Source organism: Massilia sp. UYP32, assembly GCF_050434365.1.
Lineage (GTDB): Bacteria > Pseudomonadota > Gammaproteobacteria > Burkholderiales > Burkholderiaceae_D > Telluria > Telluria timonae.
In genome coordinates this window covers 1-12,317 of the sequence record NZ_JBNDIK010000035.1, presented here as the reverse complement: position 1 = coordinate 12,317, position 12,317 = coordinate 1, and the positions used below count along the sequence as shown (strand labels likewise).

Below are 12,317 nucleotides of genomic sequence, written 5' to 3'. Positions count from 1 at the left end.
GCGCCGCTCTCGTTATACTGCGCGCATGAACATTTCCCCATCCGACGCCGACGGCGATTTCCAGGCCCTCGTGGCGGCGCGCCGCAATTTCACGCTGCGGCGACTGCACGCGCCCGGACCCGATGCCCAGGCGCTTGCCCGCATCGTCGAAGCGGCCGCGCATGCGCCCGACCACGGCCTGCTGCGGCCGTGGCGCTTCGTGCTCATCCCGCAGGAGCGGCGCGCCGACCTGGGCGAGGTGTTTGCCGAGGCCCTGGCCGAGCGCGATCCCGGCTGCGGCGAAGACGCGCTGGCCACCGCGCGCGAGAAGGCGCAGCGCGCGCCCTGCCTGCTGGTGGCGGTGCTGCGCGACGATCCCGCGGCCAAGGCGATTCCGGTGGCCGAGAAGCTGGTCTCGCTCGGCTGTGCATTGCAGAACCTGTTGCTCGCGGCCGGCGTCGCCGGCTTCGCGACCGGCCTGGCCAGCGGCGCCGCGATGGACGTCCCGGGCATGCGCCGCCTGCTGCGCCTCGCGCCGCACGAGCGCGCGATCTGCTTCATCGGCCTGGGCACGGCGGCGCTGGAAAAACCGCCGCGCCCAAGGCCGGACGCGGCGGATTACCTGAGCAGCATCTAGCACGCGCTCGATCGGTCCCAGCCCGGTTGCGCCCCCCAGCCCCACGTCCCGAACGGCGGCAGTCGCCATGACGAGCTTCGGCTGCCAGGCCGAATTCACAATTTCAACGGTTAGCTCGGCCGTTTTTGATCCACATCAAGTTTTTATTTAGTCAACGAATTGTAGGATGCGGCATGCGCAATCGCCGCTTTCACGCGAATGCGCTTCCCGGTGCGCCGCACTGTTCCCGGCGCCCCTGTTTCGTTCGTTTCCACGGGCCTCGCCCTGAATGTATCGTGAGCCGACATCGCATCGCACCCCGCCAGTTCCTGGCAACCCTGCCCCTGTTCGCCGACCTCTCGCCCGAGCAGCTCGACCTGCTCGCGCAAGCGACCACCGAGCTGCACGTGCCGCGCGGCCGCGTGGTCGTCGAGCGCGGCGAATCCTGCAGCGGCCTGCACGCCGTGATCTACGGCGACGTCAAGCTCTCCATCGTCTCGAGCGAAGGCGACGAGAAGGTGGTCGAACTGATCGGCCCCGGCCAGAGCTTCGGCGAGGCGCCGCTGTTCATGGAGCGTCCCTACATGACCCAGGCCGAGACGCTGGCCGACAGCATGCTGCTGCACATCGCGAAGCACGCGATCTACGCCCAGATCGAACGCAATCCCGGCTTCGCCCGGCGCCTGCTGGCGTCCATGAGCCGGCGCCTGCACGGCCTGATCTCGGACGTCGAGTCCTATACGCTACGCAGCGGCAGCCAGCGCATCGTCAGCTACCTGCTCAAGGACGATCCGCCGCAGGGCGCGCAGGTGACGCTGGCGGCGCGCAAGAAGATGATCGCGTCGCGCCTGTCGCTGTCGCCCGAATACTTTTCGCGCGTGCTGCACGACATGGCCCACCGCGGCATGGTCGGCATCGCCGGGCGCAGCATCACCATCCTCGACATCGAGCGCCTGCGCGCCTACGAAGGCTGACGCCGCGCCGTCATCAACCATCCACGGAGGCGTTTCATGTACATGCACCTGACCGAATTCACCGACAACGCCCTGCGGCTGCTGGTCTACCTGGGCAACCACCGCGAGCGGGTCGCGACTATTAACGAGATCGCCGAGCGCTACGGCATTTCGCGCCACCACCTGGCCAAGGTGTCCTGCGTGCTGTCCGCGTCCGGGCTGATCGAGACCTCGCGCGGCCGCCTGGGCGGGATGCGCCTGGCCGGCGCGCCGCGCGACATCCGCCTGGGCGAAGTCGTGCGCTGCACCGAGCGCGGCCTGGCGCGCGGCGCGCGCGGCGGCGCGGATGGCGAGCGGCCGCCATGCGGCCAGCCTGACGACCGCCTGCAGCAGTCGCTGGCGGTGGCCACCGCCGCCTATCTGGCCGAACTCAATCGCGTGACCCTGGCCGACCTGATTCCCGGCAGCGGCGAGGCGCACGGCGACGTGCCGGGCTGGCTGGCCACGAACGCCTGGCGCTGGCGGCACTCGGCGCTGGAAGAGGGGGCGTGACATGGCGCCGGCGCTTCGCCGGCCTGTCCAGAAAAGCGCACGACCGTGCGCAACCGCTTCCGCACGCGATGGTGTCGCTTCGGCTAGAATGTTTGCCCATGAATGGAAGGCCGCCTTCCACGCCGCGACACCCAAGTTATAGGAAGACCATGAGTACCGATAGTAATCTGAACGAAGCCCAGAACACCCAATTGCGCATCGACGCGCTCGAATACCACCGCAGCCCGACCCGCGGCAAGATCGAAGTGGTGGCCACCAAGCCGCTGTCGAACCAGCGCGACCTGTCGCTGGCCTACTCGCCGGGCGTGGCCTACGCCTGCGAGGAAATCGCCGCCGACCCGGCGACCGCCTTCGACTACACCTCGCGCGGCAACCTGGTGGCCGTGATCTCGAACGGCACCGCGGTGCTGGGCCTCGGTAATATCGGCCCGCTGGCGTCGAAGCCGGTCATGGAAGGCAAGGGCTGCCTGTTCAAGAAGTTCGCCGGCGTCGACGTGTTCGACCTGGAGCTGGACGAGCTGGATCCGGACAAGCTGGTCGACGCCATCGCCATGCTCGAGCCGACCGTGGGCGGCATCAACCTCGAAGACATCAAGGCGCCGGAATGCTTCTACATCGAGAAGAAGCTGCGCGAGCGCATGAACATCCCGGTCTTCCACGACGACCAGCACGGCACCGCCATCATCTCGACCGCCGCGCTGCTCAACGCGCTGAAGGTGGTCGGCAAGGACATCGGCCAGATCAAGCTGGTCTGCTCGGGCGCCGGCGCGGCGGCCATCGCCTGCCTCGACATGATGGTGCTGCTGGGCGTGAAGCAGTCGAACATCTACGTCACCGACTCGAAGGGCGTGATCTGGCAGGGCCGCGAAGCGAACATGGAAGCCAACAAGGCGCGCTATGCGCAGGCGACCGATGCCCGCACCTTGGGCGACATCGTCAAGGATGCCGACGTGTTCCTGGGCTGCTCGACCGCCGGCGTGCTCACCGCCGAGATGGTCAAGACCATGGTCGACAAGCCGGTGATCCTGGCCCTGGCCAACCCGGAACCCGAGATCCGTCCAGAAGTGGCGAAGGCCGCGCGTCCGGACGTCATCATCGCCACCGGCCGTTCGGACTATCCGAACCAGGTCAACAACGTGCTGTGCTTCCCTTACATCTTCCGTGGCGCGCTGGACTGCGGCGCGACCCGCATCACCGACGAGATGAAGCTGGCCTGCGTGACCGCGATCGCCGAACTGGCCGAAGCCGAGGCGAGCGACGTTGTGGCGCTGGCCTACGAAGGCCAGGACCTGACCTTCGGCCCCGAATACATCATCCCGAAGCCGTTCGATCCGCGCCTGCTGGCGGCGATCGCGCCGCGCGTGGCCGAGGCGGCCGCCGCATCGGGCGTGGCGACCCGTCCGATCGCGGACATGGACGCCTACCGCGACCAGCTGGGCCAGATGATCTACCACACCGGTTTCTTCATGAAGCCGGTGTTCAACAAGGCGCGCGCCAACCTGCGCAAGGTGGCCTACGCCGAAGCGGGCGAGCCGCGCGTGCTGCGCGCGGTGCAGACGGTGGTGGACGAGGGCATCGCCCAGCCGGTGCTGATCGGCGACGAGGGCGCGATCGCGCGCGCCGTCAAGCAGGCCGGCCTGCGCCTGCAGGCGGGCGTGGACTACACGGTCATCGCGGCGGAAAGCGACACGACGCTGCAGGGCACGCGCCTGCTCAAGTCGGGCCAGGTCGACGCCCTGATCTGCGGCATGACCGGCAGCTACGACAGCCACCTGGAACACGTCCGGAACGAGATCGGCGTGGCGCCGGGCGCCGAAGTGCTGGCCGCGATGAACGCGCTGGTGCTCGACAAGCTGACCCTGTTCATCACCGACACCTACGTCAACGAGACCCCGAGCGCCCAGGAACTGGCGGCGATCACCCGCCTGGCGGCCGACGCCATGCAGCACTTCGGCCTGGAGCCGAAGGCGGCGCTGCTGTCGCACTCGTCGCAGGGCTCGTCCGAGCGTCCGTCGGCGCGCCGCATGCGTGAAGCCCGCGCCCTGCTGGCGGAACAGGCCCCAGAGCTGGCGGTGATCGGCGAGATCCACGGCGACGCCGCGCTGTCGCAGGAAATCCGCGACATCTACAACATCGACGCCGGCTACGCGGGCAGCGCCAACCTGCTGGTGATGCCGTCGCTGGACGCGGCCAACATCCTGTTCAACGTGCTCAAGGTCGCCAGCGGCAAGGGCGTGACGGTGGGCCCGATCCTGCTGGGCGCGGCCAAGTCGGTGCACATCCTGAGCCCGAGCGCCACCGTGCGCCGCATCGTCAACATGACGGCGCTGGCTGCCGCGCAAGTCGTTTAATGCGCTAACCCTCCCCATCCGGCGGCCCCTTGCGAGGGGCCGTCGCGTTTTTTGGCTTTCTCCATGATTTCCGTGATCGACCTCGCATTGAACTTCGGCCTGGGCGCCTCGCTCGGCATCGCCGGCGGCATGCTGGGCATCGGCGGCGGCCTGATCGCCATTCCGGTGCTGGGCCTGTTGTACGGCATGAACCAGCACCTGGCCCAGGGCACGGCGCTGGTGATGATCGCGCCGAACGTGGCGATCGGCTTCTGGCGCTATCACCAGAAGCATCCGGTCGACCTGCGCTCGGTCGGCGTGGCCGGCCTGTGCTCGATCGGGACCGCCTGGCTGGCGGCGCGCTTCGCGGTGGCGATCGACGCCGAGGTGCTGCACTACGCCTTCGCGCTGTTTCTGCTCGCGCTGGCGCTGTACTTCGGCTGGCCGTCGCGGCGCAAGACCGGCGCGCCACCCCCGCCCGTGAAGGAAGTGCCGGGCCGGTTGATGCCGGCGATCGGCATCGCCAGCGGCGCGGTGTCGGGCTTCTTCACGATCGGCGGCGGCATGGTGGTGGTGCCGGCGCTGGTGAGCCTGTTCAAGATGCCGCAGACGCGCGCCCAGGGCATGGCGCTGGCGCTGGTGGTGCCGGGCGCCTTCGTGGCGCTGGCCACCTATGGCCACAGCGGCGCGGTCGACTGGCAGGTCGGCCTGCCGCTGGCGCTGGGCGGCGTGCTGACCGTGTCGTGGGGCGTGCACCTGGCGCATACCTTGCCGGCACGCCTGTTGCGGGTGGCGTTCAGCACGGTGCTGCTGGCGGCCGCCGTCACCATGCTGGTGACCGGCGGCGCTGCGGCGGGCTAAACCGCGCGGGCGCGGCGACGGCGCAATGTCAGTCCCGTCGCGCCGATTGCGAGCAGGGCCAGCGTGGCCGGTTCCGGCACCTCGTTTGGCCCCACGTAGCGCGGGACGATGCGGGACACGTGTTCTTGGTAGCCGCCGTTAAAATCGAGCCACTGCTCATACCCGGGGTCCAGGGACCCTGCGGAGACGGTGCCTCGGTGGGCGCCTGCGAAGTCGTAGAAGCCGGGGCCATCCTCCGTAACCCGGTATATCGAAGTCGTGTAATGGGCAGTGTAATAGAGGATGCCCGATGGGTCGGATGCGAACCTGATGCTGAACGATGTGTACTGGTCGCCGCCAAAGTTGCTGTAGATGCGGAAATTGGTCGGGCCGTCGCGCAAGAAATGGGTGCTCACTTCGGTGATCTGGGTACTGCCTTCGGAATGCTCCGGTGATATGCGCATTTCGAACGGCTGGCCGACTCCCTGGATCGGTAGTCCGAACCTGAAATCGGCAATGGACCCATCGGTATCGTGCTGCACGAAGTACCCGGTTAGCGGGCCCTTGAAATTATATTGCACGTATCCCGCCCATGCTGGCAGCGCACACAGCAGCCCTGCAACGAGCCCAATTACTTTCTTGATCATGTTGTCTCTCCCTGGTTAAATGAAAACCGGGCAGGGAGCAAGTAACGTGCCAAAAAATCAAAAATTATTGCAATCAAGGACTTGGCGTTTCATCTATGCGATTTTGTCGGACGCCTGTAATGCCGGCCGACAGCAAAAATCAGTTGGCGATGCCGTCGTCGTCACCGAACCGGTCGAGCAAGAACGCGATGAAGGCGCGCGCCCGCGCCGACTGGTGCTGGCGATTGGGGTAATACAGATACAGGTCGGCTCCTGGCTGCATGTAGCCGGGCATGACGATCCTCAGGCGTCCGCTCTCCACATACTTCTTCAGGTCCCATTCCGAGCGCACCAGAATGCCGTGTCCGTCCAGCGCCCAACCCAAGGCGATGTCGCCGTCGTTGCTCGACAGCGCGCCCTCAACTTTCACCGAGACGCTGCGTCCCTCGTGCACCAGGCGCCAGACGCCGTACGCATCGTCGTTCTGGCGGTGGACAATGCAGCGGTGCGCCGCCAGCTCGTCGAGGGTCGTCGGCTCTCCATGCCGTTCGAGGTAGCGCGGCGAGGCGCACAGGAAGCGCCGGTTCGACATGATGCGGCGCGCCACCAGGCGCTGGTCGGGCAGTTCGCCGAAGCGGATCGCCAGGTCGATGCCGCCCGCGACCAGGTCGACCGGGCGGTCGGTGACGTCGAGCTGCACCTCGACCTGCGGATAGCGCTGGGCGAAGCTCGATACCAGCGGCGCGATCGCCGTGCGTCCGAAGCCCAGCGACGCGTTCACCTTCAAGAGGCCGCGCGGCACCGAGCGCGTGCCGGACACCGCTTCTTCCATCTCGCGCAGCTCGGCCAGGATCCGGGTCGCGTAGTGCAGATAGGTTTCGCCTTCGGGCGTCAGGCTGCTGGTGCGGGTGGTACGGTTCACCAGGCGCACGCCCAGGTGTTCTTCGAGCTGGGCCAGGCGCTTGGTGGCGGCCGGCGGGGTCAGGTCCAGTTCGCGGGCGGCCGCCGACAGGTTGCCGTGGCGCGCCAGCAGGACGAAGAATTCGAGGTGGGAAGCGAGCTCGTTTTTCACCGCAGGTTAAGAATCTAGTGAATCCGGCTCAATCATAACCGCCTTTGGAGCGAATAATCTGGTGGCTCGTACAACCGCAAGCGAAGGAACACCAGATGAGAATCGTCGAGATCCGCGAAAAAACCGTCCCGATCAGCTCCCCGATCCGCAACGCCTACATCGACTTCAGCAAGATGACGCTGAGCGTGGTCGCCGTCGTCACGGACGTCATGCGCGACGGGAAGCCGGTGATCGGCTACGGCTTCAATTCCAACGGCCGCTACGGCCAGGGCACGCTGATGCGCGAGCGCTTCATCCCGCGCATCCTCGAGGCCGATCCGGCGTCGCTGCTCGATGCCGACGGCGACAACCTGGATCCGCACAAGGTGTGGCAGGCGATGTTCACCAACGAGAAACCGGGCGGGCATGGCGAGCGCTCGGTGGCCATCGGCACCATCGACATGGCGGTGTGGGACGCGACCGCCAAGATCGCCGGCAAGCCGCTGTTCCAGCTGCTGGCCGAGCGGTATGGCAACGGCGAGCCGGATCGTACAGTGTTCGTCTACGCGGCCGGCGGCTATTATTATCCGGGCCAGGACCACGGCAAGCTGAAGGACGAGATGCGCAGCTACCTGGATCGCGGCTACACGGTGGTCAAGAAAAAGATCGGCGGCGCTTCGCTTGACGAAGACCTGCGCCGCATCGATTCGATCCTGAGCGTGCTGGGGGATGGCCAGAAGCTGGCGGTGGACGCCAACGGCCGCTTCGACCTGGACACCGCGATCCGCTACGCCAAGGCGCTGTCGCAGTACGACCTGTTCTGGTACGAGGAAGCCGGCGACCCGCTCGACTACGAACTGCAGGCCACCTTGCGCAACTACTACGACAAGCCGATGGCCACCGGCGAGAACCTGTTCTCGATGCAGGACGCGCGCAACCTGATCCGCCACGGCGGCATGCGTCCGGACCGCGACTGGCTGCAGTTCGATTGCGCGCTGAGCTATGGCCTGGTGGAGTACCTGCGCACGCTCGACATGCTGCGCCAGCACGGCTGGTCGGCCAGCCGCTGCATTCCGCATGGCGGCCACCAGATGTCCCTGAACATCGCGGCCGGACTGGGGCTGGGCGGCAACGAGTCCTATCCCGACCTGTTCCAGCCGTATGGCGGCTTCCCGGACGGGGTGAAGGTCGAGAATGGATACATCACGATGCCCGACCTGCCGGGGATCGGCTTCGAAGGGAAGGCCGACCTGATCGCCGAAATGCGGCGCTTGACCGATTGACAGTCAGTCTTTCAGGCCTGACCCGGGCCTGGCCTGGGCCGCGTGCAGGTCGGCCTTGACGGTATCGGGCGCCAGGTTGTTGACGACGTTGCCGATGAATTTGCTGCTGGCAAGGCCCGCGACGATGCGGTCCTTGCCTTCCTTGAGCGCCGCGTAGCCTTCGGCGGCCACCTTCGCCGGCGACGCCTTTTCTCCCACGCCGAGTTTATTGGTCAGCATGTCGGCGCGCGGCCAGAAATTGGTGTCGACCTGGCCCGGCATCAAGAGCGTGATGGTAATGCCTTCGATGCCGCTGTCCTTGAGCTCGGACTTGACCGCTTCGGCGAACGACACCAGGAAGGCCTTGGTCGCGCCATACACCGCCTCGTACGCCGTCGGCATGGTGCCCGAGATCGAGGCGGTGAACAGCAGCTTGCCGGCGCCTTGCTCGACCATGTCGGGCAGGATGCGCTTGGTCAGGTGGACTTGCGAGATCGTGTTCAGCTGGATCATCGCGATCTCTCGTTGCAGGTCGGTGCCGCCGACGAAGCGGCCGCCCAGGCCGACGCCGGCGTTGAGGGCGGCGGCGGCCAGCGGGCGGCCCGCGGCGCGCACCGCCGCGTACAGGGTTTCGACGCCGTCGAAGTCGGTAAGGTCGGCCACCACAGTGGCAACTTGCGCGCCGCGGCTTTTCAGCTCGTCGGCCGCGGCGTCCAGGCCGGCCTGCGTGGTGGCGGTGATGATGAGGTCATGGCCGTCGGCCGCGAACTGGTGGGCCAGTTCGTAGCCGATGCCGCTGGAGGCGCCGGTGATCAGCGCCAGGGGACGATGGGTTTGCTCTGTCATTGCTGGCTCCTTCGATTGATCGTTGGGGCCAGCGTAGCATGCTGAAAAAATTGCCCTCGTCCGGCTGGGCAAATCGCTTCTAGGCGTCTAGATAGCGCGCGACCGCCTGTCCCACTTGGGTGGTGTTGGCGGCGCCGCCCATGTCCGGCGTGCGCGGGCCCTCGACCAGGCATTTCTCGATGGCGGCCAGCATGGCGTCGTGCGCCGCGGTGTAGGTGGCGTCGCCCTGGCCCAGGAACTCGAGCATCATCGCGCCGGACCAGATCATCGCGATCGGGTTGGCGATGTTCTTGCCGTAGATGTCGGGCGCCGAGCCGTGCACCGGTTCGAACAGCGAAGGGAAGGTCCGTTCCGGATTCAGGTTGGCCGATGGCGCGATGCCGATGGTGCCGGTGCAGGCCGGGCCGAGGTCGGACAGGATGTCGCCGAACAGGTTCGAGGCCACCACCACGTCGAAGCGCTCGGGCGAGATCACGAAGCGCGCGCACAGGATGTCGATGTGGTACTTGTCCCATTTGACGTCGCCATACTGCTGGCCGATGGCGGCCACGCGCTCGTCCCAGTAGGGCATCGAGATCGAGATGCCGTTCGACTTGGTGGCGGCGGTCAGGTGTTTCCTGGGGCGGCGCTGGGCCAGGTCAAAAGCGTACTTGAGGATGCGGTCGGTGCCGTGGCGAGTGAAGACCGATTCCTGCAACACGAATTCGCGCTCGGTCCCTTCGAACATCTTGCCGCCCACCGAGGAGTATTCGCCTTCGGTGTTTTCGCGCACCACGTAGAAGTCGATGTCGCCCGGCTTCTTGTTCGCCAGCGGGCAGGGCACGCCGGGCATCAGGCGCACCGGGCGCAGGTTGACGTACTGGTCGAACTCGCGCCGGAACTTGAGCAGCGAGCCCCACAGCGAAATATGGTCGGGCACCGTCTCGGGCCAGCCGACGGCGCCGAAATAGATGGCTTCGAAACCGTCCAGTTGCTGGCGCCAGTCGTCCGGCATCATCTTGCCGTGCTGCGCATAGTAGTCGCAGTCGGCCCAGGCGAAGGTGGTGAATTCGAAGCCGATGCCGAAGCGGCGGGCAGCCACCTCGAGGGCGCGCAGGCCCTCGGGCATGACTTCCTTGCCGATGCCGTCGCCGGCGATGACTGCGATCTTGTGGGTTTTCATGGGGCGTGGCTCCTGAGTGCTGGATGAGTGTGGTGAGCATAATCCGAAACACTCTGTTTATAATATGGCCTTTCGTAGTATCAAGGAACACGTAGCGTGAATAATCTGCTGGAGAATGCCGACCTGCGTGTGTTCGTGACCGTCGTGCGCAAGGGTTCGTTCGCCCAGGCCGCCGCCGAGCTGGGGATGTCGGCGGCCTATGTCAGCAAGCGCATCGGCGTGCTCGAAGAAGCGCTGGGCGTGCGGCTGTTCCAGCGCACCACGCGCCGCATCGTCATTACCGAAGAGGGCGAGCAGGCCTTCGGGCGGGCCCAGGCGATCCTGGACAGCCTGGACGACCTGGTCGACGAGGTGTCCGAGCGGCGCCGCGAGCCCAGTGGCCGGGTGCGCATCTGCAGCAGCTTCGGCTTCGGGCGCAATGTGGTAGCGCCGGCCATCGCCAAGCTGGTGCGCGCTTATCCGGCGCTGCAGATCCGGTTCGAGGTGTTCGACCGCCTGGTCGATCCGGTGGCCGAAGGTTTCGACCTCGACGTGCGCATCGGCGACGAGATCGCGCCGCAGCTGATCGCGCGCCGCCTGATGGCGAACCACCGCATCCTGTGCGCGGCGCCGGACTACCTCGCGCAGCATGGCGCGCCGCGCTCGCTGCAGGAGCTGTCCGGGCACCAGTGCCTGGTGATCAAGGAGCGCGACCACCCGTTCGGCGTGTGGCGGCTGCGCGCGCGCGGCGGCGAGGAAACGGTGAAGGTCTCGGGCGCGCTGTCGACCAACCACGGCGAGATCGCGCTGCGCTGGGCGCTCGACGGCGCCGGCATCATCCTGCGCTCGCGCTGGCATGCCCAGCCCCATCTCGATGCCGGGCGGCTGGTGCAACTGCTGCCCGACTTCACCCAGGAAGCCAATGTCTGGGCGGTGTATCCGCAGCGGCTGGGCAATTCGGCGAAGGTGCGGGTGTGCGTCGAGTTCCTGGAGCGCGAGCTGGCGATGCAGGCACCGGAATAGGGATTCTCGTGGTCGAAACCGCACCGGAATAGTAGCTGCGCGCACCGCGATAGTGCGCTGCACAAGGGTGTTCCCTCGGGTGTTTCTCATCTGGTACGCATCGATGCGTGGCGTATCGACATTGCGCCGCAACATGAGCGATAATAGCGACCCGAAGCACACCATACCCCGTGCGTTTCGTGCATTTGCGCCCACCCGGCGCGCCGCCATCCCTGTTACTACCATATCGCAAGGAACATGAACTTCAGCTCGTCGCTTGTCGCTACCCCCTGCACGGCCACCCGGCGGACCCTGTCCGTTCGCGTGGCGATCGCTTTCATCATCGTCGATGCAGCGGTGCGCTGATGAGCCAATCTGTCATGTTTCCGGGTCCGGCATCGCCGGCCCAGCGTGCTGTCGTGGTCAAGCCGCATTCGCCGCTCGATGACGTCTACGGCATCGCCGTCGGCGTGCTGTTCGTCGTGATCGGCATCGTGCTGCTGCAGGCGGCGCAACTGATCACCGGCGGCGTGGCCGGCATCGCGCTGCTGACGTCCTACGTGAGCGGGATGTCGGTGGGCACGCTGTTCATGATGATCAACGTGCCGTTCTTCCTGTTCGGCTACCTGTTCATGGGGCCGCTCTTCACCTTCAAGTCGCTGGCCGGCAGCGCGCTGGTGATGGGCCTGCTCAAGCTGATGCCCTACGTGCTGGTGATCGACCACATCCACCCCGTGGCGGCGGCGCTGGGCGGCGGCACCTTCTGCGGCATGGGCATCCTGGCCATGGCGCGCCACGGCGCGGGCGTCGGCGGCACCGGCATCGTCACCCTGTGGCTGCAAAAGAAACACGGCATCAACGCCGGCCGCACCCAGGTCATGATCGACGGCGTCATCCTGCTGCTGGCCCTGGGCCTGGTGGCTCCGCACCTGGTCGGCTGGTCCGCGCTGAGCGCGATCGCCATGAGCAGCATGGTCATGGCCTGGCACCGCGCCGGCCGCTACTTCGGCAGCTAACCCTCAACGAGGGTCAGATACCGTCTTGGATTGCAAGGTTTTTGTGAAGGTAATTGGCGTCAAATGGCTTGCCGGTTCGAACGACGCCGTAGATCAGATGCGC

The 12,317-nt window shown here is 66.4% G+C and carries 12 protein-coding genes; 8 read left to right on the top strand and 4 right to left on the bottom strand.

All coding sequences use genetic code 11. The features are described 5' to 3' along the window. Window positions 1-25 precede the first annotated feature (25 nt). The 5 genes from ABIB42_RS23430 (at window position 26) to ABIB42_RS23410 (ending at window position 5,291) form a co-directional block, all read left to right on the top strand. Window positions 26-616: a nitroreductase family protein gene (locus ABIB42_RS23430; protein ID WP_429249056.1), complete on the top strand. Its 591-nt coding sequence runs from the start codon at window positions 26-28 to the stop codon at window positions 614-616. A 272-nt stretch (window positions 617-888) separates the two neighbouring features. Next, window positions 889-1,569: a Crp/Fnr family transcriptional regulator gene (locus ABIB42_RS23425; RefSeq protein ID WP_051205115.1), complete on the top strand. Its 681-nt coding sequence runs from the start codon at window positions 889-891 to the stop codon at window positions 1,567-1,569. Between the two features lie 36 nt (window positions 1,570-1,605). Next, window positions 1,606-2,100 (top strand): RrF2 family transcriptional regulator, encoded by a 495-nt coding sequence (locus ABIB42_RS23420; RefSeq protein ID WP_273035883.1) that lies wholly within the window; start codon window positions 1,606-1,608, stop codon window positions 2,098-2,100. Window positions 2,101-2,249: 149 nt separating this feature from the next. Next, window positions 2,250-4,451, top strand: coding sequence for an NADP-dependent malic enzyme (locus ABIB42_RS23415; protein WP_429249055.1), 2,202 nt, complete (start codon window positions 2,250-2,252; stop codon window positions 4,449-4,451). Window positions 4,452-4,514: 63 nt separating this feature from the next. After that, window positions 4,515-5,291: a sulfite exporter TauE/SafE family protein gene (locus ABIB42_RS23410; RefSeq protein WP_005667142.1), complete on the top strand. Its 777-nt coding sequence runs from the start codon at window positions 4,515-4,517 to the stop codon at window positions 5,289-5,291. On the opposite strand, the gene ABIB42_RS23405 is transcribed toward ABIB42_RS23410, so the two are convergent. After that, window positions 5,288-5,917 (bottom strand): PEP-CTERM sorting domain-containing protein, encoded by a 630-nt coding sequence (locus ABIB42_RS23405; protein WP_005667143.1) that lies wholly within the window; start codon window positions 5,915-5,917, stop codon window positions 5,288-5,290. The two genes, ABIB42_RS23410 and ABIB42_RS23405, sit on opposite strands and share 4 nt — an antisense overlap. A 139-nt stretch (window positions 5,918-6,056) precedes the next feature. Beyond that, window positions 6,057-6,968 (bottom strand): LysR substrate-binding domain-containing protein, encoded by a 912-nt coding sequence (locus tag ABIB42_RS23400; protein WP_005667144.1) that lies wholly within the window; start codon window positions 6,966-6,968, stop codon window positions 6,057-6,059. Window positions 6,969-7,063: 95 nt separating this feature from the next. Between ABIB42_RS23400 and ABIB42_RS23395 the strand changes: the two genes are divergently transcribed. Further along, window positions 7,064-8,230 carry a mandelate racemase/muconate lactonizing enzyme family protein gene (locus ABIB42_RS23395; protein WP_005667145.1) on the top strand — a complete coding sequence of 389 codons (1,167 nt, stop codon included), beginning with the start codon at window positions 7,064-7,066 and terminating at the stop codon, window positions 8,228-8,230. A 3-nt stretch (window positions 8,231-8,233) separates the two neighbouring features. On the opposite strand, the gene ABIB42_RS23390 is transcribed toward ABIB42_RS23395, so the two are convergent. Together ABIB42_RS23390 and ABIB42_RS23385 are read right to left on the bottom strand one after the other, a co-directional pair. After that, window positions 8,234-9,055: an SDR family NAD(P)-dependent oxidoreductase gene (locus tag ABIB42_RS23390; protein WP_005667146.1), complete on the bottom strand. Its 822-nt coding sequence runs from the start codon at window positions 9,053-9,055 to the stop codon at window positions 8,234-8,236. 79 nt (window positions 9,056-9,134) lie between these two features. Beyond that, a complete protein-coding gene (locus ABIB42_RS23385) occupies window positions 9,135-10,217 on the bottom strand; it encodes a tartrate dehydrogenase (RefSeq protein ID WP_005667147.1) in 1,083 nt (360 codons plus the stop codon). 96 nt (window positions 10,218-10,313) lie between these two features. Between ABIB42_RS23385 and ABIB42_RS23380 the strand changes: the two genes are divergently transcribed. After that, window positions 10,314-11,219, top strand: coding sequence for a LysR substrate-binding domain-containing protein (locus tag ABIB42_RS23380; protein WP_005667149.1), 906 nt, complete (start codon window positions 10,314-10,316; stop codon window positions 11,217-11,219). A gap of 344 nt (window positions 11,220-11,563) precedes the next feature. Next, the gene (locus ABIB42_RS23375; protein ID WP_229409792.1) at window positions 11,564-12,214 is read left to right on the top strand and encodes a YitT family protein; all 651 of its coding nucleotides are present in this window, start codon (window positions 11,564-11,566) and stop codon (window positions 12,212-12,214) included. The last annotated feature ends 103 nt before the right edge of the window (window positions 12,215-12,317 follow it).

Coding starts and splice junctions, on each gene's coding strand:
- ABIB42_RS23395 (WP_005667145.1), top strand. CDS start 7,064: ATGAGAATCGTCGAGATCCGCGAAAAAACCGTCCCGATCAGCTCCCCG.
- ABIB42_RS23405 (WP_005667143.1), bottom strand. CDS start 5,917: ATGATCAAGAAAGTAATTGGGCTCGTTGCAGGGCTGCTGTGTGCGCTG.
- ABIB42_RS23430 (WP_429249056.1), top strand. CDS start 26: ATGAACATTTCCCCATCCGACGCCGACGGCGATTTCCAGGCCCTCGTG.
- ABIB42_RS23410 (WP_005667142.1), top strand. CDS start 4,515: ATGATTTCCGTGATCGACCTCGCATTGAACTTCGGCCTGGGCGCCTCG.
- ABIB42_RS23390 (WP_005667146.1), bottom strand. CDS start 9,055: ATGACAGAGCAAACCCATCGTCCCCTGGCGCTGATCACCGGCGCCTCC.
- ABIB42_RS23375 (WP_229409792.1), top strand. CDS start 11,564: ATGAGCCAATCTGTCATGTTTCCGGGTCCGGCATCGCCGGCCCAGCGT.
- ABIB42_RS23385 (WP_005667147.1), bottom strand. CDS start 10,217: ATGAAAACCCACAAGATCGCAGTCATCGCCGGCGACGGCATCGGCAAG.
- ABIB42_RS23420 (WP_273035883.1), top strand. CDS start 1,606: ATGTACATGCACCTGACCGAATTCACCGACAACGCCCTGCGGCTGCTG.
- ABIB42_RS23415 (WP_429249055.1), top strand. CDS start 2,250: ATGAGTACCGATAGTAATCTGAACGAAGCCCAGAACACCCAATTGCGC.